The sequence below is a fragment of the Methylocella tundrae genome (assembly GCF_901905185.1).
GTDB classification, from domain to species: domain Bacteria; phylum Pseudomonadota; class Alphaproteobacteria; order Rhizobiales; family Beijerinckiaceae; genus Methylocapsa; species Methylocapsa tundrae.
The window spans coordinates 1-17,706 of sequence record NZ_CABFMQ020000096.1; the positions used below are offsets into that span (position 1 = coordinate 1).

The 17,706-nt window shown below is 61.6% G+C and carries 22 protein-coding genes and 3 pseudogenes; 8 read left to right on the top strand and 17 right to left on the bottom strand.

All coding sequences use genetic code 11. The features are described 5' to 3' along the window. Window positions 1–260, bottom strand: a 260-nt coding sequence (locus MPC4_RS14810; protein ID WP_244629038.1) for a type II toxin-antitoxin system RelE/ParE family toxin, incomplete at its 3' end; no start/stop codon positions are given. Then, the gene (locus MPC4_RS14815; RefSeq protein WP_174513191.1) at window positions 247–507 is read right to left on the bottom strand and encodes a type II toxin-antitoxin system RelB/DinJ family antitoxin; all 261 of its coding nucleotides are present in this window, start codon (window positions 505–507) and stop codon (window positions 247–249) included. The genes MPC4_RS14810 and MPC4_RS14815, both read right to left, overlap by 14 nt. 275 nt (window positions 508–782) lie before the next feature. On the opposite strand from MPC4_RS14815, the gene MPC4_RS14820 reads away from it, so the two are divergent. Both MPC4_RS14820 and MPC4_RS14825 read left to right on the top strand, forming a co-directional pair. After that, complete coding sequence (locus MPC4_RS14820) at window positions 783–1,016, top strand: FitA-like ribbon-helix-helix domain-containing protein (protein WP_174513192.1); 234 nt, start codon at window positions 783–785, stop codon at window positions 1,014–1,016. Then, complete coding sequence (locus MPC4_RS14825; protein WP_174513193.1) at window positions 1,013–1,426, top strand: type II toxin-antitoxin system VapC family toxin; 414 nt, start codon at window positions 1,013–1,015, stop codon at window positions 1,424–1,426. The genes MPC4_RS14820 and MPC4_RS14825 overlap by 4 nt, the downstream gene beginning before the upstream one ends. A gap of 33 nt (window positions 1,427–1,459) precedes the next feature. Here the strand turns inward: MPC4_RS14825 and MPC4_RS14830 are convergent, their stop codons facing one another. Next, on the bottom strand, window positions 1,460–1,723 hold the full coding sequence (locus MPC4_RS14830; RefSeq protein ID WP_174513194.1) for a hypothetical protein: 264 nt from the start codon (window positions 1,721–1,723) through the stop codon (window positions 1,460–1,462). A gap of 336 nt (window positions 1,724–2,059) precedes the next feature. Between MPC4_RS14830 and MPC4_RS14835 the strand changes: the two genes are divergently transcribed. After that, entirely contained in the window at window positions 2,060–2,638 is a 579-nt protein-coding gene (locus MPC4_RS14835; RefSeq protein WP_174513195.1) for a conjugal transfer protein TraD, read from the top strand. 129 nt (window positions 2,639–2,767) lie between these two features. Here MPC4_RS14835 and MPC4_RS14840 read toward each other — a convergent pair whose 3' ends face one another. After that, window positions 2,768–3,196 (bottom strand): ProQ/FINO family protein, encoded by a 429-nt coding sequence (locus tag MPC4_RS14840; RefSeq protein ID WP_174513196.1) that lies wholly within the window; start codon window positions 3,194–3,196, stop codon window positions 2,768–2,770. Window positions 3,197–3,381: 185 nt separating this feature from the next. On the opposite strand from MPC4_RS14840, the gene MPC4_RS21520 reads away from it, so the two are divergent. Next, on the top strand, window positions 3,382–7,059 hold the full coding sequence (locus tag MPC4_RS21520) for an AAA family ATPase (protein WP_174513197.1): 3,678 nt from the start codon (window positions 3,382–3,384) through the stop codon (window positions 7,057–7,059). Window positions 7,060–7,288: 229 nt separating this feature from the next. On the opposite strand, the gene MPC4_RS14850 is transcribed toward MPC4_RS21520, so the two are convergent. The 6 genes from MPC4_RS14850 to MPC4_RS14875 all read right to left on the bottom strand — a co-directional run bounded on the left by MPC4_RS14850 (window position 7,289) and on the right by MPC4_RS14875 (window position 10,279). Then, window positions 7,289–7,753: an SRPBCC domain-containing protein gene (locus tag MPC4_RS14850; RefSeq protein ID WP_174513198.1), complete on the bottom strand. Its 465-nt coding sequence runs from the start codon at window positions 7,751–7,753 to the stop codon at window positions 7,289–7,291. Beyond that, window positions 7,750–8,085 (bottom strand): ArsR/SmtB family transcription factor, encoded by a 336-nt coding sequence (locus MPC4_RS14855; protein WP_210253665.1) that lies wholly within the window; start codon window positions 8,083–8,085, stop codon window positions 7,750–7,752. The genes MPC4_RS14850 and MPC4_RS14855 overlap by 4 nt, the downstream gene beginning before the upstream one ends. Beyond that, the gene (locus tag MPC4_RS14860; protein ID WP_174513200.1) at window positions 8,082–8,549 is read right to left on the bottom strand and encodes a VOC family protein; all 468 of its coding nucleotides are present in this window, start codon (window positions 8,547–8,549) and stop codon (window positions 8,082–8,084) included. The genes MPC4_RS14855 and MPC4_RS14860 overlap by 4 nt, the downstream gene beginning before the upstream one ends. Before the next feature lie 94 nt (window positions 8,550–8,643). After that, complete coding sequence (locus MPC4_RS14865) at window positions 8,644–9,009, bottom strand: VOC family protein (protein WP_174513201.1); 366 nt, start codon at window positions 9,007–9,009, stop codon at window positions 8,644–8,646. Window positions 9,010–9,307: 298 nt separating this feature from the next. Further along, window positions 9,308–9,811: a VOC family protein gene (locus MPC4_RS14870; RefSeq protein WP_174513202.1), complete on the bottom strand. Its 504-nt coding sequence runs from the start codon at window positions 9,809–9,811 to the stop codon at window positions 9,308–9,310. 27 nt (window positions 9,812–9,838) lie between these two features. Then, window positions 9,839–10,279 carry a MarR family winged helix-turn-helix transcriptional regulator gene (locus MPC4_RS14875; protein ID WP_174513203.1) on the bottom strand — a complete coding sequence of 147 codons (441 nt, stop codon included), beginning with the start codon at window positions 10,277–10,279 and terminating at the stop codon, window positions 9,839–9,841. Between the two features lie 177 nt (window positions 10,280–10,456). On the opposite strand from MPC4_RS14875, the pseudogene MPC4_RS14880 reads away from it, so the two are divergent. The 3 genes and pseudogenes from MPC4_RS14880 to MPC4_RS14890 form a co-directional block, all read left to right on the top strand. Continuing rightward, a pseudogene (locus tag MPC4_RS14880) lies at window positions 10,457–10,705 on the top strand (transposase); the annotation flags it as partial. A gap of 91 nt (window positions 10,706–10,796) precedes the next feature. Further along, window positions 10,797–11,111, top strand: a pseudogene (locus tag MPC4_RS14885) (transposase); the annotation flags it as partial. Window positions 11,112–11,267: 156 nt separating this feature from the next. Further along, a complete protein-coding gene (locus MPC4_RS14890) occupies window positions 11,268–11,900 on the top strand; it encodes a dihydrofolate reductase family protein (protein ID WP_174513205.1) in 633 nt (210 codons plus the stop codon). 256 nt (window positions 11,901–12,156) lie between these two features. On the opposite strand, the gene MPC4_RS14895 is transcribed toward MPC4_RS14890, so the two are convergent. The 4 genes from MPC4_RS14895 to MPC4_RS14910 form a co-directional block, all read right to left on the bottom strand. Next, window positions 12,157–12,447 (bottom strand): DUF1330 domain-containing protein, encoded by a 291-nt coding sequence (locus MPC4_RS14895; protein ID WP_174513206.1) that lies wholly within the window; start codon window positions 12,445–12,447, stop codon window positions 12,157–12,159. 75 nt (window positions 12,448–12,522) lie between these two features. Beyond that, on the bottom strand, window positions 12,523–12,969 hold the full coding sequence (locus MPC4_RS14900) for an EVE domain-containing protein (RefSeq protein WP_174513207.1): 447 nt from the start codon (window positions 12,967–12,969) through the stop codon (window positions 12,523–12,525). Further along, entirely contained in the window at window positions 12,966–13,385 is a 420-nt protein-coding gene (locus MPC4_RS14905; RefSeq protein WP_174513208.1) for an SRPBCC family protein, read from the bottom strand. Before MPC4_RS14905 ends, MPC4_RS14900 begins: the two co-directional genes overlap by 4 nt. A gap of 66 nt (window positions 13,386–13,451) precedes the next feature. Continuing rightward, window positions 13,452–14,141 carry a helix-turn-helix transcriptional regulator gene (locus tag MPC4_RS14910; protein ID WP_174513209.1) on the bottom strand — a complete coding sequence of 230 codons (690 nt, stop codon included), beginning with the start codon at window positions 14,139–14,141 and terminating at the stop codon, window positions 13,452–13,454. Between the two features lie 300 nt (window positions 14,142–14,441). Between MPC4_RS14910 and MPC4_RS14915 the strand changes: the two are divergent. Next, window positions 14,442–15,018 (top strand): annotated as a pseudogene (locus tag MPC4_RS14915) (recombinase family protein). A gap of 81 nt (window positions 15,019–15,099) precedes the next feature. Here the strand turns inward: MPC4_RS14915 and MPC4_RS14920 are convergent. From MPC4_RS14920 to MPC4_RS14930, 3 genes are read right to left on the bottom strand one after another with little or no spacing between them, the layout of a single operon-like run. Beyond that, window positions 15,100–15,573, bottom strand: a complete 474-nt coding sequence (locus MPC4_RS14920) for a DUF4411 family protein (protein ID WP_174513210.1) — start codon at window positions 15,571–15,573, stop codon at window positions 15,100–15,102. A gap of 9 nt (window positions 15,574–15,582) precedes the next feature. After that, the gene (locus tag MPC4_RS14925) at window positions 15,583–16,791 is read right to left on the bottom strand and encodes an ImmA/IrrE family metallo-endopeptidase (RefSeq protein WP_174513211.1); all 1,209 of its coding nucleotides are present in this window, start codon (window positions 16,789–16,791) and stop codon (window positions 15,583–15,585) included. Beyond that, window positions 16,778–17,413: a recombinase family protein gene (locus MPC4_RS14930; RefSeq protein WP_174513212.1), complete on the bottom strand. Its 636-nt coding sequence runs from the start codon at window positions 17,411–17,413 to the stop codon at window positions 16,778–16,780. The genes MPC4_RS14925 and MPC4_RS14930 overlap by 14 nt, the downstream gene beginning before the upstream one ends. Window positions 17,414–17,706 lie beyond the last annotated feature (293 nt).

A 17,706-nucleotide genomic window follows, 5' to 3' on the forward strand; every position in this document is an offset into this window, starting at 1 on the left:
ATGATGATCTCCCGATCGAAATGACGGCCCTTGAAAAGATCTTCAATGTTCAGCATCCGGGTTCGGGTCCTCTCCAAAGGCGTGTTCACGCCAAATATGCCGCGCTTTCGCCGTTTGCACCAGAACCGGGGCAGGGGCGTGTCGTCAACCAGCAGGTTGATGGCGTCCATGAGCAGCTTGTCGAGTTTCTTGGCGAGGATTCCCGATTTCTCGCGGCGATAATCGCGCTTAAAGCGAGCCGTGTATTTAATCGCCCGCATTCAGGCTCTTGAGCAACTTGTCGGACGAGCCGACGGTTACGAGATCGCCGCGCCGCGCCGCCTTCATGGCTTCAATGGTTTCGGCATTGGGAACCAGAGGCTCGAAAGGCAGCGCCCCATCCTTGGCGATCCGCACCATCAGCAGGCGGAAGGCGTCGGACACGGTCAGCCCAATCGAAGCCAGCACGGCGGCGGCTTCTTCCTTCACATGCTCATCAATGCGCGCGCGAACGACGGTGTTGGTCATGGTTCAATCTCCTTGAGCTACAATGTAGCTCATAATGGCCCATTTCTCAAGGACGAACCACGTAAGATGGCCTAGCCCCACCAGCATCATTGTTGGGGCTAGGCCAAAAGGCGAGGCCAACGACATAGAATAGGGCAGGGCCTTCATCGCTGAGTAAACCGCCTCGGTTGAGATCAGAAAATCCGATCGCCGCCAGCCTGACTCCTCGCAAGGTTCGCAAGGGCGACTAACAACGGGCCATTTGCGCCAGATGCTATCATTTGATAGCATTGGGCATGGCTCAGTTGTTGGTCAGGGATGTCCCGCGCGACATCGTCGAGGCTCTCAAGACCCGCGCCGCCGCTCATGGCCGCAGCGTTGAGGCGGAGCATCGCCTTTTGCTCGAAGAAATGCTGCGGCCGGCCCGCAGCGCCTTCCGGGATCGGGCGAGCGAGTTGCGGGCCGCCACCAGGGGCCGCATCGAAGGCGAGTCGGCCGACATCATCCGATCCGAGCGGGCGCGGCGGTGAGCATCGTCATCGACGCATCCGTGGCGCTCAAATGGGTGCTGGACGAGCCGGGCCAAGTCGAGGCCGACGCTCTTCTCGAAAACGAATTGATCGCGCCATCCTTGTGGCTGCTCGAGGCCGCCAACGCCTTATGGCGGCGGTCGGTGCGCGGCGAACTGAGCACGGCGGAGGCCGAAGAGCGGCTCAGTGAACTGTTTCATGCACCGGTCACGTCGATCCGGATCGAAGAGGATCTGGTCAGCGCCGCTCGCCTCGCCGGCGAATTCTCCCATCCAGTTTACGATTGCCTCTATCTGGCGCTGGCGTTGCGCGAGAACACTTACGTCGTGACAGCCGATCAGCGCTTTTACGGCGCGGTCGCCAATCATCCGACTTTCGCGGGAGCCGTGCGCCTTCTGGTTCACCCTTGAGCGTTCACCCCGAAGGAAGGTTCGCGTCGAGGTTTACCGCGGCGCCTTCATCGCGCCTGACTGGATGCCGGCGGCGATCGTCTCGAGGATCCTGGCGTAATGATGGAACCCGGCGAACCGCCGCCCCAGCTCGTCCATGTCGCCTTGTTTGGAAACATCCATCAGCCATTTGAAGTCCGCCATGTGATCGGCCATGCCAGCAAAGATCGTCACATCGTCCTGGCCGGCGCGCGCCAGTTTCTGCGTCGCCGCGTCAATCTCGGCGGCGATACGAAGCTGTTCGGCGGTGAGCGCCATTTTCCCCGTCCCTCGATCGTGATGGCTTCCACGGAAGCCCAGGCTTGGCCTCCGAAGCGCCCGGCCCCGCCATCCATGCGAGCCGCGGCGGAACGAACCTCGCGTCTCTATGCCGCCGGGGCTTCGGCGACAAGCGCCGCCGTCTCGTCAAAAGGGGAGCGCCGGCGGCGGCGATCGGGGTCTCGCGCTCTTCTGCAGTCGACTGCGGGAAATCACGATTCCGCGTCCTTCCCGTCCGACCCTTAAAATCGTTGCGCGGCGCATTTTTAGTTTTCGCATTCGCGCGCGCCGGGGTCAGCTTGGATATCGGTTAAACCAAACCGAGGATGAAATCGAATGACTACCAAATCCAAATCCCTGGCCGAGCGGATGCAGCGCATTGAACAAGCAAAGGCTCGCGTGGCCCATGACGAGGCCAAGCTGCGCGCGGACGAGCGCCGGGCGCGGACGAAACGTCTGATCGAGGCCGGGGCGCTCGTTGAAAAAGCGGGCTTCCTTGATTTTGATGCCAACGTTCTTCACGGCGCGCTGCGGTCGCTGCGTCCTGGCTTTGCCGATAAGGGACAGGTCGAGGTCTGGGCGGCGGATGGCGGCCGGGCCTTCGCCGAGGAGGCGCGACGGGGCGACGAAGGCAAGAAACCGTGCGTGATAGTCTTTCCGCGACCGCTTTCTAAAGAGGCTGCGGCAAACATGCGGCGGGCCGCCTTCCGCTTCAGCAAGATTTTTATGCACTGGGAGGGCAGGGCGCGTTTCGCGGACGCGCAGACCCTCGCAGCCGCGTATGGCGGCGTCGCTCGAAGCGTCGATGAGGATCGCGCACGCGAGAACCCACTGACAGCGAACGGCGGGGGCGAAGGCCATGTTCCGCCCGCGCGGCCCGAGCAGTCAGGTCTTTTCGGCGAAGGCCTGATCTGAGCCGCGCGGCGGTGGGACGGTTTTAGGCCGGCCGCTCCGCCGCCGCATCGGGCTCGGCCAGCGCGGGCGCGCGCTTTCCTCGCGCCTCTCCGTTTGGGGAGGATCGGTCAGCTGAACGCGCCGGGTCGGCTATAGAGCCGCCTGGCGCGTTTGTCTGGGTTTGGCGGGCGCTTTCGTGTCTTCGGGCGCGCCGGACGCCGGTTTAGCGGCGCGGCCCTGATTTGCGTTTGCTGTTTTGTGAGGGATGGCCGCCAAGGCCGTCCGCGCGAGCGCGCGGGAGACTTCGTCGGGAAGGCCCGCTTCGCTTCCGTCCAAATTGCGGCGGGGGTCGCCGCGCTCCACGGCCTGATAATAGGCTGGCCGCGTCGTCCAGCGATGCAGCACGAGACGAACCTCCTTGTGGCTGAACTGGGGTTTGAGTTCGGCGTGTATCTGCTCGAAGAAGCCGATGGCGAGCGGCGCCGGCTTTCCGAATACGGCGGGCCATCGCCTGGCCCAGTCCGCCAGGACGAGCGCGACGCGGCGCCGGCGCCGGTGGTTCTTCCTCTGGCATCCCAATCCGGCGTCGCGGCTCTGATCCGCCCCCCAATCCGGCGCGGTTTGGCAGCGCCGGGTCAGTTTTCCAGCAGGGAGATTGTGGCGCGTACGCTTCGGGAGCGACCGCGGCAGCGGGTTCTGCAAGCGGGAGCGAGCGCAGCGAGAGGACGCCTTGTAGACGCAATATGCATCGTGGCCGATGCTGCTTGACGACAGGCCTCGGCTGGCGCAATCTTGGCCTTATGGCGATCCAGTTTGCCCGCGCCCGTTACGTTTCCCGCAGCACCGGCGGCGACGCCGTGCGGTCGGCCGCCTATAACGCCCGCGCCGCGCTGACGGCGGAGCGCACCGGGCAAGTGTTTTATTTCAAGAACAGATCCGCGCCGGACCATCACGAAATCCTGCTGCCTGAGGGCGCGGCGGCGCGGTTTTCCGATTGCGGGGTTCTGTGGAACGCGGCGGAAGCGGCGGAGAGGCGCCGCGACTCCCAGGTCGCGCGGGAGGTTTTGCTGGCGCTGCCCGCAGACGGGGGGCTCACGGCCGAGGACCGGATCGCACTCGCGCGCTCATTCGCGCTGGAGAATTTCGTGTCGAAGGGCGTCGCCGTTCAGCTCGACGTTCATGCGCCGCACGAGCCGGCGGCGGACGGCGAAGAGGCGGGGGCGCCCACCAACTATCACGCGCATCTTCTGATCACGACGCGGCGGCTCGAGGGCGAAAGATTCGCGGCGAAAAAGGCCCGCGATCTCGATCCGGAGATGCGGGCCTGCGCGCCGCATCTGCACGGCGGCGCGGTCAAGCGCGGCTATGTCGCCGACGCCGAGGCGTGGGGCGAACTGTGGCGCGAGCATCAGGACCGCTATTTTCGGGAGCACGGATTTTCGGCCCGGGTCGATGTGGCGGCGATCCATCCCGGCGCGCATATCGGCCCGGTGCGGATGCGCAAGCCTGGCTCGGATCTCGCCGCGCGGGCCGCGGTTTTGCGGCGGGCGAACGAGGCGGCGGCGCGCGATCCGGCGCAGGTGCTGGAGGCGCTGACGCGCAACAGCGCGACATTTACGGCGCGCGACGTCGATCGGTTTCTCGCGCGGCACATCGACGACGGGGCGGAGCGCGCCGCGGTGAAGCGTGCGGTGCTCGGGCATGGCGACGCCCTGGCGCTGCTCGACCGCGAGACGCTGATTTCAGCCGGGCGGTGGACGACGCGGCCGGTGCGGGCGCAGGAGCTCGCCGCGCTCACTGAGGGCGAAGCGCTCGCATCAGCGCCGCACCACGGCGGGCCGCCAGCGGGGGCCGCGGCGGCGGCGCTGCAGTCGCGGACCCTGCGCGCCGATCAACGCGCGGCGTTCGACCATGCGATCGCCGCGGGAGCCTTAAAGATCATCGAGGGCCGCGCCGGCACGGGCAAAAGCTACACCCTCCAGGCGGTGCGCGCCGCGCATGAGCTGGCCGGTTTCCGGGTCGTCGGGTTAGGCCCGACCAATGCGGTGGCGCAGGATCTCAAAGCTGAGGGCTTTTCGGAAGCGGAAACCGCGCATGCGGCGCTGTTCAAACTGAAGAATGGCCGCGGCCAGCCGTGGGACGCGCGCACCGTCGTGATCGTGGACGAGGCGGCGATGATGGACAGCCATATCACCGGTGAAATTCTGGCGGCGGCGCGGGCCTCTGGCTCGAAACTCATCCTCGCCGGCGACGACCGGCAGCTCGCCTCGATCGAGCGGGGCGGCCTGTTCACGGAACTGAAAGAGCGACATGGCGCGGCGGCGATCGTCGCGGTGACGCGGCAGCGCGACGATTGGCAGCGCCAGGCGTCGCGCGATCTCGCCGAGGGCCGGTTCACCGATGCGGTCGCGGCCTATGACCGGCATGGCGCGATTTCCTGGACGGAAACCCAGGACGAAGCGCGCGCGGCGCTTGTCGAAGCGTGGCGGCGGGACGCGGCCGGGTCATCCGGCGCGGCGCGGTTCGTGTTCGCCTACACGAACAAGGATGTCGACGCGCTCAATGCGGAATTGCGCGGCGTTCGCCGCGCGCAAGGCGCGCTGTCCGGCGTCGACGTCGTGTTCGAGACCCGGCATGGCGCGCTGCCGTTCGCGGTCGGCGACCGGGTGCAACTGACCGACACACTGAAACGGGCGGGTCTCTACAATGGCAATGCGGGTGTGATCACGGGCGTCGACCGCGGCGAGGGCCGGATATGGGCGCGGCTCGATGCGGCGGCGGGGCAGGCCGGGCGGGACGTGACCTGGACGGCGGCGGAATTCGGGGGCTTCCGGCACGGCTATGCGGGGACGATCTACAAGGGCCAGGGCAAGACCCTCGACCATGCCTATCTTTATCACACCCATCACTGGCGTTCGGCGGCGAGCTATGTGGCGCTGACCCGGCAACGCGAGAGCGCGCGGATTTTCGTCGCGACGGAGACGACGCGCAACGCGCGCGATCTGGCGCGGCAGATGGCGCGGGGCGAAGTAAAGGCGGCGTCGGTCGCGTGGACGACGGCGGCGGAGGCGGCGGCGCGCGCCGAGGCTCCCCTGCGGGAAGCGCGGCGGCGGCTGGCGCGCGATCCGGGCGCCGTGCGGCGCCATCTCGAGAATCTGCGGATAGAACAGGCCTTGCGTCCGATCCTGCCGGCGCTGGCGCAAGCGATCGAGCGGCAGACGGCGGCGGTGACGGCGCTCACTGACGCGGCCGCCAGGTTTGCCGAAAAAATGCAGACGTTCGCCGGGGCGGCTCTCGCCTTGCGCGCTGCCGATGGCGCCGATGCGTCGGCGCCAATTCCATCGGCGGAGCCGGAGGCGGACAAGCCGGAGCCGCCGGCGCTTCGGGCGGCGCGAGCCGCCGTGGCCGCCTTGCGCGATCCGCCCAGCAAGGGCTTGCCCGAGGTGAAGCGGAGAGAGCTGAAGGCCAAGGCGGCGATCAAGGCGGCGCCGCCGGAAGCGCGCAAAGAACTTTATGCGGAGGCGCGCGAGGCGAATCTCGCCCGCATCAACGAGGCGATGGGAAAGAAACAACGGGAGCCGGCGGCGGCGGCTCTCCATTACAGGCCAACGTCCGAGCTTGCGGCGGCGGTGAGGGCTGTGAATGAGAGAATCAAGCGGCAGGAGCGCGAGGAGTGGCGGAGAAGGTTGGAAAAGACCCGTCTTCTTTTCCCGGATCTGAGGCCTCGCCTTCTTGAACGCAAAACACGGGAAGAGGCGGCGCGGGAAGAAATGGAGAGACGCGCCGCCTCGCGCGTGAGGTTCGAAAAGGAGCGGAAGGAAGCGGCGGCGGCCAAATGGGAGAGCGAAGCGCCAGCGCGGGCGGCGGCGGAGCAGAAGCGGGCTGCGGCTGTGGAAGCGGCGCTGGACGCGCTTGTAGCCAAGGCGCAGGACGAGTGGGAGCAAAAGATCGTGGCGATGCAGAAGGCCGCCGCCGCACAGGAAGCGGCGTGGCCGGGGTTGGCGCGCGATTTTCCGGCGGCGCTACCGGACGATCCGGCGGCCAGCCGCGCCCCGACTGAATTGCGGGCACCGGAGCGGGAGACCGACATCCTTGCCGCCATGGACCGGGAACGCCAGGCGCAGCTCGATCCGACGATCAAGGCGGAGCGCCTGGCCGCGCGCTGGAAAGACGTCGAACAGGACCAAGACAAGCTCGATCCCTGGCAACGATATCTTGAGCAAAAAGAGGAATGGGCGGCGGTCGAGACGCGCATGAACGAGCTCACCAGCGAAATTGGCAAGGACCCGCAAATGGACGCCGTGCTATGGGCGCGCCGGGACGAGTTCGGCATCGGCGAACGCCGGGCTCTCGGGGAGGCGCTAAGAAATAGCGCAGCTATCGTGGCGCTGGAGGGCGAACTGGAACCGCGGCCGTCCCCCTCGCCTGGCATGTCGATGTGAGGAGAAGCAGAAGGGCGATGGCGGACGATCAAGCGCGAGACGATGACGCGGCGGAGCTTGCGTTCGCCGAAACGCGGGCCGAGGGCATGGCGGCGCCGGTTCCATATTGGGGAGGTTATGTGAATTGCACTCCTGCTTCCGTTTGCAGCTGAGCGGATTCTCGAAACTCACGACTTTTGGAAGGGACGAAGTTTTTGCGACAGCCCTGCTCCTTATGAGATCAGAAATTTTACAATCGCGCGCCCAAATGGGCGAGTAACATGCGCCAGTGTGCCGCTTGGCGCTGCTGGAATACGTCGAGCGGAAAGCCGTGACGCGCCGCGTGTTCTTGCGGGATCGTGTCCCATCCTCGATGCTCAACCGTTATCCGCGTTTCCTCGCTCACTGCCTCGAAACGTACTTCGACCTGCGTAAGCTGACCGGATGCGAAAGAAGCTTGACGCCAGGTGAAGGCGAGCTGCTCACCCGGTAACCAGACAGTGATGCGGCCAATCTCGAATTCCTCACCATTTGGCAGTGTGGTGAGGAGACGGCCACCCTCTCCCGGATCGAAGCGCAATTTGCCGTCGCCATGTGGCGTCAGCTGAAATAACGCGTTTGGGCGCCACCAAGCGCCAATTTCTTGCGTGAAGATGCCGAATGCCTCTTGAGGCGTCGCCTTGACGCGGAGAGACACGATCACAGCAGCGGTCATTCTCGCCTTTTTCCGACATGCTCTTTCAATGCCCCGAGTTGATCGCTCCATAGCTGTTCGGTGGCGGCTACCCAGTTCTTGAGATCGGTCATGGCGCCATCTCTCAAAGCATAGATGCGGACGCGCGCGTCACACTCCGAAAATTTCTCTTCGACGAGTCCGCACTGCTTTAACGCGCGCAAATGACGGCTCATCGCGGGTGCGGGAAGCCCCAACGCGCTGGCAAGTTCCCCTGCCCGGCGGGAGCGCCGGCCCAGCAACTCAACGGTTTGTCGGCGGATGGGGTCGGCTAAGGCGGCCAGCGTGTGGTCGACAGAGTGCCTTCCGCTCAAAGGCGCGCCCTTGTCTTCAGACCGCTCGCTTTGTCCCATTCCCCTGGTGACATTTCTCGAACCGTGACGCCGAAAGTCCAGATATGCCCCTCGGGATCGCGCGCGCGATACGTCCGATCTCCATAGAACTGCGTATCTGGTTCCTGCAATATTTCCGCACCGGCTTCGCGTGCACGATCGCAATGGGCGTCAATGTTCTCGCTGCGGGCCATCTGGACATGCACTGATTGCGTATTCACTCCGCCGAGTGATTTTGGACTCTTGTGGTCGGCGCTCCATTCGCTGCCAATCATGACGACGGATTCGCCATAGCTCATTTCCGAATGGGCTATGTTTTCGGCGGCATCGAGAATGACCATCAGCGGCTCGAAGCCGAACGCTGTCTCAAGCCAGAGGTACGCAGCTTTCGGGTTCACATAGGTGACGGCGCTGGAAAGTCCCTTGGGACGATATAGATCGGGCATCGCGGTATATCCTTCTAAAAATTCACAATATTTCTATAAAAATAGAAATATCTTGTCAAGCCAACGTTCGGGCTGGTAGGGTCTCAGTTTGAATCTAAGACTGTCGCATGGCCACTTGCCACATGTTGCCCCAAGGGTCTCGGATCGTCGCACGCCGATCACCGTAAGGCGTGTTCATAGGCCCTTCGATCGAAACCGCGCCCGCATCCAACGCGCGCTTATATGCAGCATCAGCACTTTCGACATAAACGTAGAGAAACGCCGGCCACATTTCGCGCACGCCGCCGCCGTCGCTTACCATCACAATGGAGTCGCCAATCCGCATCTCCGCCGGTAAGCCGGCTCGGAGTTCGCCACGCGCTTCAAAAACCGACCTCAGGAATTTGATCAACCCCTCGACATCCTGCGTGACTATTCGCGGAGTCACCGTGCGCCAGCCGTTAGGTTGAAAAATGCTCACTGGATCGACCTTTTCTTAATTCTTAAAAAGGTGAACGTCACGCAAGCCCTGAACCGCCCGCCTGCGAGGATACTCGCCAAGATATTCACAATCCATGGGACTTTCAAACTGAGACACTACCTGCGAGGGCGTTACATTGACAATGACGTAAAGAAAAAGGTCATCGATGGCTTGATTCTCGATGGAGTCTGGGGTCACAATCATAGGCTCGCCCCGCTCACGATTTGAGTTGTGCGCGCTTGTTGCTTCCGGCGTTGTCGGAACGACGCATCGGATGACCGACGCGCCGTTCCAGTTTTCACCGTGCAGCTTTTCGTGCATCGATTTCAGGGCAGGGCTGCTTCATCGCTTCGCGCCCGGCGGCCACGATTTCTTCCTTCGTCATGTCGCGGATATGCGTCGCGACAGACCATGAATGGCCAAAGGGATCGACGACGATGCCATAGCGATCGCCCCAGAACATGTCGGCCGCCGGCATCTTGATGGTCGCGCCGGCGGCGACAGCACGATCGATCGTCTCGTCGGCGTTTTCCACGGCAAGATGGATGGTTACGGGTGAAGCTTTCAAGGCCTTGGGTCCGACAGAGCCCCATTCCGGCATCTCATCCACCAGCATCAGAATGGAGTCGCCGATTTTCACGCTTGCATGAATCAGTCGGCCATCGGGGCCGGGCAGCCGCATTATTTCAACGGCGCCAAACGCCTTCTTGTAATATTCGATGGCTTCAGCAGCGCCAGCGCAGACGAGATGCGGGGTCAGTGTGTGCATCCCGTCAGGAATCGGTTTTGCTTTTGCATTCATGGTCTTTTCCTTTCTCCGGTTTAAATATTAGCCAATCTTGCGCAGCGACCGGCGCAGCTTTTCCGCGGTCGTCTCCGACAATTCCGCTTCCAGCGCGGCATGCTCGGCGCGCCAGATCGGAACGGCGGCCGCAAGCGTTTCCCGGCCTTCGTCCGTCAAACAAAGGCGCCGCGCGCGGCGGTCCTTCTCATCCGCGCCAACAATGACGAGCCCGCGACGCTCCAGCGATTTCAGCGCCGCCGTGAGCGTGGTGCGGTCCATGGCGAGAAATGCCGCGAGTTGCCCAAGCTTCGGCGGCTGAGGCGCGTTCAAGGCCATCATCAGCGAGAACTGCCCGTTGGTGAGCCCCACAGGCTGAAACGCCCTATCGAACCGCCGCGCCAGCTTTCTGGCGGCCCGCTGGGTCGCAAGGCATAGACAGGCGTCGCGAACCTCATGAACCACCTCAAGGGGAACTGTTTTCGACATAGCGCATCTATGTTGATATCAACCTTGTTTGGGTTTGTCCAGTCCGTTGCCATGGCGCACCCGCAAGGTCCACAGCGAGTCGCGAGCGGGGCTGCGATTGCGCAAAATTCAAGCAGACTGTGTGAAAAGTCCGACTGACGGGATTCCGGTGACGCCGGCATACGGTTAGAATCGGGCATGACGCACATTCCTGGGTCCGATCGCTCGCAAGTCCTGCTTTTGCCCGAGGCGATCGATGATTATGTCGCCGCCGACAACCCCGTTCGCTTCATCGACGCCTTTGTCGATGGGCTTGATTTGAAGGCCGCTGGTTTCGAGTGGGTTGAGGCGAAGGCGACGGGCCGTTCAGGCTATGCTCCTGGCGATCTCCTGAAGCTCTATATTTACAGCTATCTCAACCGGGTGCGGTCGAGCCGCCGTCTCCAGGCCGAAAGAGCTGGCTCGGCAAATTTGGACAGCGGGATAAGTGGAGTTTTTGCCTGACAGCGGCCATGATGGCTGCGCATCAGGAGCGACGATGACAAAACGAGTACGCCGGAACCATAGCCCGGCCTTCAAGGCAAGAGTTGCTTTGGCTGCCGTGAGGGGCGAGAAGACGCTGGTCGAGTTGGCGCAACAATTCGACGTGCACGTCAACCAGATCACACAATGGAAAGCGCAGCTTTTGCAAGGGGCTGCTGGAGTATTTGGGTCCGAGCCCAAGGCCGGCTCCATTGGACCAACGGTGGATTTGAATGCGCCCCACGCAAAAGATTGGAGAGTTGACGCTGGTGAATGATTTTTTGGAAGGCGCGCTCGGCAACGCAGGCATGCTGAGCGCAAAGCGATGATTGTCGATAAAGAGTGCAATTAGTCATTCCGTTGGCTGGAATGGCACATTCGATAGATTGGCGGAATTTCTTCTCGACGAAATAGTCAGTCAGCCCCCCGAGCAATCGCCGGCTGAAACTCCTACTCAGATCAGTTCACCATCAGACGGAGGTCCCCCATGAGCAAAGTGCGCGTAAGAGGTTTTGCAGTGTCCTCTGACGGCTTCGGCGCCGGCCCGGACCAGAGTCTGGAGCATCCTTTGGGCAAGGGAGGCCCGGAGTTGCACAATTGGTTCTACCCGACCCGGGCCTTTCGATCGATGATCGGGCAAGACGGCGGGACGGACGATCGCTTCGCTAGCGCCGCGATGGAAGGCTTCGGCGCCTTCATCCTCGGCCGCAATATGTTCGGGCCAGCAGGCGACGATTGGGGTGGCCCCGACTGGAAGGGCTGGTGGGGCGACAATCCCCCGTATCACGCGCCGACCTTCATCCTCACCCACCACGCCCGGGCGCCCATCGAGATGGAGGGCGGCACGACTTTCCATTTCGTCACCGACGGGATTGAGTCGGCGCTCGCACAGGCCAAGGCCGCCGCGGGCGACCTGGACGTGAAGATCGGCGGCGGAGTTTCGACCGTCCGCCAGTACCTGCTCGCAGGCGCGATCGACGAGATGCATCTGGCAATGTCGCCCGTCTTTCTGGGCCGTGGTGAAGCCCTGTTCGCAGGCATTGACCTGCCAGGACTTGGCTATCGGGTGACGGAGGTGGTCCCAACGGAGCTGGCGACTCACGTCGTACTGACGCGCTGATCCCCCTTTTTGGGTGTGCTGCAAAAATCAAGAATTTTGCACGTCGATTTTTAGCTCAAAAATGGAGGGGTTTTAAGAGACGTGCGAGTAAGGCGCGATCTGACGAACTTGGCCTTATCCGATATTCGCCAAAAGAATTAGGCCGTGTACCCATAAACCCATCGTAATGTCCGCTTTGCTCCTATAGCGACGTGTGGCGTGTGGCAGCGCAAAATGTCGCGAAGGGCCATAGCAGATCCCGGCGCGTGGACAGCCGTCAGCCGAGGCCCTCTACACTGACCAAACGCGCCGAGCTGCAAGCGTCTCTTATGCTTTTGAGCCCCTGGTATGTCGCACCGTTGTAGAACGACTCCCAGGCCGCGACGGACGGGAATTCCAGCAGTACAATCCTTCGAGGCTCCCAGTCTCCTTCGTAGACCTTATGAGCTCCGCCCCGCGCCAGATATTTGGCTCCGGCCGCTTCCACAGCGGGCTTCACGCCGGATATAAATTCCTGATATTGCTTGGGGTCACGAATATCGACGTCGAAAATTACATAAGCAGTCATTGCCTTCCTCGATCTATTTGAGCTGAAAACCATTTTCGCATGGAGAAGGGCAGCGTCTGGAGCCTGCCCGTTCACTTATACGACTTCGACCTTAGCCACGTTCGCGCGCATTGTTTCGGCGATCAACTTAAAATCATGATCGCTGATCGAGAACAGCCCGAAGCGCAATTGATAACCCCAATTGCTCCCAACTGCCGTGAATTCCAGAATGTCGAGCAACGGGCGGATTGACGCCTCTTGCGCGGGCCACCAATCGACATCACGCCGATATGGGCGAAAGCCGCCGCCCATATCGAATTCATAGGGTTGGCCTAGTTTCACGACGCCGACCGCCGTGAAACATTGCAATTTGTCCTTTCCCTGAAAGCTGGTCGTGGGGGAATAATAGACAACGCCATTGCCGGGATGAACGCGCCTCAAAGGCGCAACCTTGCCATGGCAAACTTGCATAAAGCCGAGTTCACGTCCTCGGCGTACGTGCTCGGCCGATGCCACGGCGAGCCAATTCTTTTGTGCGCTCATGGTTGAGCCTCTGCGTAGGCGACGAACCGACGCGTTTGCTCGGCGGCACTGGCCGCTTGTTTACGCGCCACCACGCGATCCCAGAGAAAACCGAGCAATCCCCAGACCTCGATTGTGATGGCCACACGCGTTTGTCCGGCGGATTCAGCGAAGTGATGGGACGTGCGCATTTTCGCGAGCGGCAGCCGCGCCAGATCGACAAAGCGCGCCGGCGCAACGGCCTCAATTATCTCCATCCTCACCTTCGGACCACCTTTGGGTTTGAGCATGAACCGTGCGCCGGGTTGCACGCCGCCATCATGTTCCGTGCTCTCAAGTTCGCTGTCCCAGTGGGGCCAATGAGCTATGTCCGCTATGGCGCGGAAGAGCTTGGCGGCAGGCACATGCGTCGTCGTTTCGTAGGTATATGTTATCATTGGCTCCCCCTTGTGAGGAGGCCAGCATAGTCGAGACCACTGCCAATTTCCGGCAGTAGCGGAGCGCTACTGTTCTGGAATGCCTTCCGCCGCGCGCCATTCCTTTAGCAGGACCACGCGCCGTCGAGTGTAGCGGACATCGAGTCCTTTGATTGTTTTGATTCGATCCGTGCGGAAATGACGGAAATCTCGCCTTGTTTCGCACCAAGCCGCGACGACGCGGCAATGGTCGAAGAATGCAAGAGCGATGGGCCAGACGACCCGTTCAGTTACGCCCGACTTCGCATCCACATAGCTGATGAGCAGCTTTTGTTCCGCGCGAATGGCTTTGCGGATTGTTGCAATTTCCTGGTCTCCGGTCGCCAACTGCTCACCTGGCCCCACAAGCAATGACGATGCTCCCGCTTCGTCCCGGAGGTCGCTAGGCAACACGGCGACGATCTTCGTCAATGCGTTGCGGGCGGCAAGCGCCAAGTGACCATCCGCGCGTTCGGCCACCCAGCGCGAGCCGAGGACAAGGGCCTCAATCTCTTCTTCGGAAAACATTAGCGGCGGCAGCATGAAGCCCGGACGCAAGACATAGCCAAGCCCCGGCTCGCCCTCGATCGTCGCGCCTTGCGCACGTAAGGTTGCAATATCGCGATAAAGGGACCTGATGCTGACACCGAGTTCAATCGCGAGCGTTTCTCCCCTCACGGGCCGCCGGTAGCGCCGCAGAAGCTGGATGAGTTCTAGAAGACGTTCCGCCCGAGACATGACAAATCATGCCATTTTTTGGCAGTATTATGCAATTACGAAATGTCTCTCCAAAACGTAGGTTTTTGAGAAGTGGTCGCCGGACGGGCGTATTGACCCTAAAAACCCCGAAATCGTCTCTCAAAACTCATTCTTGATTGCCACCTCTCAAAAGGTCTAGACTCACCTGAGTTTTGAGGGCCGCCAATGGCGAAAAAAATCACACTGAAAGCGATAGCTCCTATTCGCAAGGGACGGGGACGCTCCGCCGCCCGGAAGCATCCGCCGTCGCCACTGGACGTCGAAGGCCGACCCAAAGGCATGTTGATCGGCTACGCCCGAGTTTCGACGGTTGACCAGAATCTTGCCTTGCAGCGGGACGCCCTGACCGACGCCGGATGCGGGAAGATTTTCACCGAGCAAATGTCGGGAGCGGTCACGGAGCGCCCCGCCCTTCACGATGCGCTTGAATACGCCCGCAGTGGCGACACCCTTGTTGTGTGGAAACTCGACCGGCTGGCGCGGTCGATGAAACAATTGATCGAGACGATAGAAAAACTTCGCGTGAGGAACATCGGCTTTCGGAGTCTGACCGAAGCCCTCGACACGACGGACCGCGCAGGGCTTGCTTGTGTTCCACATGTTCAGCGCCTTGGCGGAATTCGAGCGCAGCCTGATACGGGAACGGACGCGGGCGGGACTCGCCGCCGCCAAGCGGATTGGCCGGACTGGCGGACGACCGCCGAAGATGACTGACGAGGACATCGAGGCCGCCAAAGCGTTGCTCGCCAATCCTGACATTGGCGTGAAGCAGATCGCGGATCGTTTAGGCGTCTCGCCCGCGACGCTCTACCGATACATCCCCGCAGCGAGGTCGGCGAATTCCCTTGATATTTGAAGGTCGTGCGGGATCGAAGAAATTCGCACATGAAAAAGCCCTTTGATAAAAAAAGACTTTTGAGGTGCATAAATCTGGTGCTTATCCCACCACCCAATTTTCGGTGCGGATGAGTTCCAGAAGCCCCATGCAGGGTGGCATGCCTAAAGCCGTTACAACGTCGGGAATATTCGGCCGCTGCTGGACGTTTCCGGTTGGCTTCTCTTCTGTGACGATTTGCAGTTTTGAGACACGCGCGAGCGCAATCACGAAAGGGTCGGCAGATGTGCGCAGCCTCCGCTCGCCGACTAGGCGCGGAAATTGCGCCAACACGGCCGCCGCCGCGATTTGGATATCATCTTCTAGCTCGCGGAACATCTGCTTGCGCGCCGAGAGCCACTTGTGCAGCTCATCCGAACGCTTCCCGGTTTCGGCCAATACTTCCGTGGGGGCGACGAGGCGGCCGGCCATGATTAGGTAGTCAACCCGCGTCCAGAAGACCGGGAAATTCTCCGGCGGATACCGCTCTTGCCATGCTGCGATTAGGGCGCTCGTGTCGATGCAATAAATGACCATGCCGCCCCGTTACTCCGCCGCCTGAAAGGCGGCATGCTCAAGGGCAGGAATGTGTTTAACCTTCGTCCCTAGGTAGCTCGACACGTCATTTAGTGTGATCCGCTGATCGTAGTAGCTGCGCAGTACAAGCCGCGTGAACCCGCGACCATTCCAGCTCATGAGCATGATGTGCCGCTTGATCGGGACTGGCTTCTTCTTTTTGGCGCGATCCTCGGCCTGTTGCCGGTATTCTTCCTCGAAAGCGTCGTGCCGTTCCCTGTAATAGCTCCAGGTCGCCAGCTTGATCGTCACGAAGCGCAGCAGCAGCGCTTGACGGCTCACGCCGATCGCGCCGCCGATGCGCCTCAATTCTTCATCACTCCATTCGTGCAGTTCCGCGCGGGCGACTTCAGTGAATGAGGCAATCAGCTCAAGCGGCATCAAGGTTGCTGCCGCGACAGCATCGCAGAACCGCTCGATCCTGCGGTCAGCGGGTCTCAAGGCGGGGTCTTCACCGGCACCGTTCGAAATGGCACTCTCGCCTAGTAGGACGTGGCACAGCTCATGAATGAGCGTGAACGCCTTGCCGCCCTGGCTGTAGTCCTTGCCATTGACGACGATTACCGGAAGATTAGGCATCGCAATCGCGAACCCGCGCATTTCCTTGAGATCGACGCTCCAATGTGGCCCGCTCACGACAAACACGAGGATGTCGTTTTCCTCAAGTCGCCGACGCCAGTAATCGAAAGCCTTCCCCTGCCCCGCCGCACGCATCTGACTATCGCTATCGACTTTCAGGAATTCGCGGATCGCTCGGCCGACCTTTTCGGGGTTATCCTTTATCGTCGCTGCTAGCGGGAAGCGACGCGGCTCGCTGTTGATTTCTTGAAATAGTTCTAGCGCCAGCTCGCGCCGGTCATAGGCGCTGCGGATATGATAGGCGAGATTGGCCGAGATCGGTTCCTCTTCGACGTTCGCCAGCCGCCGGAAGTCGCGCAACGGCGCGAAATCCTTGGGCGGCTCTGGCAGATAAAACACCGCCAGGGGAAAATGGTATTTGGCAGCCAGGTCACGAAGCTGCCCCAAAGTCGGGGCCTCTTCGCTGTTTTCGCGTTCCCATGCTTGCAGCCGTTCAACCGGAACATGCGCCGCCTTTGCCGCATCTTCGGGTTTCACCTTCGCGCGACCGCGCGCCCATCGCAGTAGCTCGGGCTTCACCAGTGCTTTAATGGCGGCCATTTCGCCCCCCCTCAATCGTCTCAGCACTCGGTGGGAGTCTCCTGACCATAACGACCGGCATGGCATCATTCGCCGCGCGCATCGCGCGCCAGAGTGTCGAGTGATCGACGCCGAGTAGGGCCGCCATGCCGGCGCAGGTCTGCATGCCGCCCTCGATCGCGTCGCGGGCGTGTGCGATTTGCTCCGGTGTAAGCTTGCGCGGCCGTCCCACATGCTTGCCGCGCTTTTTCGCGGCGGCGATGCCGGCCGTAACCCGCTCGACAATCAGCGAGCGTTCGAATTCCGCTAAAGCCCCCATGATGTGAAAGATGAGTTTGCCGCCAGCCGTCGTGGTGTCGATGCTTTCCGACAGGGAGGCAAAGCCCGCGCCGAGCGCGCCAAGCTGCCTTACCGTCTCAATCAGGTGTGGCAGCGATCGGCCGAGACGATCTAGCTTCCACACCACTAAGACGTCGCCGCTCGCCATCCTTGCGAGCGCCGCCTCAAGACCGGGACGCTGCGCCGCGACCCCCGACACCCCCCGATCCTCAAACACTTCTGCGCAGCCGGCTTTCGTCAACGCGTCGCGCTGAAGGTCAAGCGACTGTTCATCGGTCGAGATACGAGCATAACCAATTTTCATAGGCGGATTCTGCAATAGGGTTTTGCAAAAGTCGATAGGCAATGATTCCAATGCTCTAGCGAGAGGTTCAAGGCCATTGCAAAAGGTAGAGGTTTTGCAAGCCGCGAAGCGATCAGGCGGCGACGAGGTTGAAACCCTAACCAAGGAAAAAGAACTCCATGACTATCACTACTTTGGCAGAATTTTGAGGGGTTGTGCATTTTTGGGATTCCCGAGACGCGCATTGCGTGATTCATGGGTGGTCGGCGTCACGGAGGGCCGACCATGGACGAGATTTGGAAGTCCGATCTTGA

What these genes read in the sequence shown, in the direction of transcription:
- MPC4_RS14815 (WP_174513191.1), bottom strand. Translation starts at nt 507, where the DNA reads ATGACCAACACCGTCGTTCGCGCGCGCATTGATGAGCATGTGAAGGAA.
- MPC4_RS14820 (WP_174513192.1), top strand. Translation starts at nt 783, where the DNA reads ATGGCTCAGTTGTTGGTCAGGGATGTCCCGCGCGACATCGTCGAGGCT.
- MPC4_RS14830 (WP_174513194.1), bottom strand. Translation starts at nt 1,723, where the DNA reads ATGGCGCTCACCGCCGAACAGCTTCGTATCGCCGCCGAGATTGACGCG.
- MPC4_RS14835 (WP_174513195.1), top strand. Translation starts at nt 2,060, where the DNA reads ATGACTACCAAATCCAAATCCCTGGCCGAGCGGATGCAGCGCATTGAA.
- MPC4_RS14850 (WP_174513198.1), bottom strand. Translation starts at nt 7,753, where the DNA reads ATGACCGCTGCTGTGATCGTGTCTCTCCGCGTCAAGGCGACGCCTCAA.
- MPC4_RS14860 (WP_174513200.1), bottom strand. Translation starts at nt 8,549, where the DNA reads ATGCCCGATCTATATCGTCCCAAGGGACTTTCCAGCGCCGTCACCTAT.
- MPC4_RS14870 (WP_174513202.1), bottom strand. Translation starts at nt 9,811, where the DNA reads ATGAATGCAAAAGCAAAACCGATTCCTGACGGGATGCACACACTGACC.
- MPC4_RS14875 (WP_174513203.1), bottom strand. Translation starts at nt 10,279, where the DNA reads ATGTCGAAAACAGTTCCCCTTGAGGTGGTTCATGAGGTTCGCGACGCC.
- MPC4_RS14890 (WP_174513205.1), top strand. Translation starts at nt 11,268, where the DNA reads ATGAGCAAAGTGCGCGTAAGAGGTTTTGCAGTGTCCTCTGACGGCTTC.
- MPC4_RS14895 (WP_174513206.1), bottom strand. Translation starts at nt 12,447, where the DNA reads ATGACTGCTTATGTAATTTTCGACGTCGATATTCGTGACCCCAAGCAA.
- MPC4_RS14900 (WP_174513207.1), bottom strand. Translation starts at nt 12,969, where the DNA reads ATGAGCGCACAAAAGAATTGGCTCGCCGTGGCATCGGCCGAGCACGTA.
- MPC4_RS14905 (WP_174513208.1), bottom strand. Translation starts at nt 13,385, where the DNA reads ATGATAACATATACCTACGAAACGACGACGCATGTGCCTGCCGCCAAG.
- MPC4_RS14910 (WP_174513209.1), bottom strand. Translation starts at nt 14,141, where the DNA reads ATGTCTCGGGCGGAACGTCTTCTAGAACTCATCCAGCTTCTGCGGCGC.
- MPC4_RS14920 (WP_174513210.1), bottom strand. Translation starts at nt 15,573, where the DNA reads ATGGTCATTTATTGCATCGACACGAGCGCCCTAATCGCAGCATGGCAA.
- MPC4_RS14925 (WP_174513211.1), bottom strand. Translation starts at nt 16,791, where the DNA reads ATGGCCGCCATTAAAGCACTGGTGAAGCCCGAGCTACTGCGATGGGCG.
- MPC4_RS14930 (WP_174513212.1), bottom strand. Translation starts at nt 17,413, where the DNA reads ATGAAAATTGGTTATGCTCGTATCTCGACCGATGAACAGTCGCTTGAC.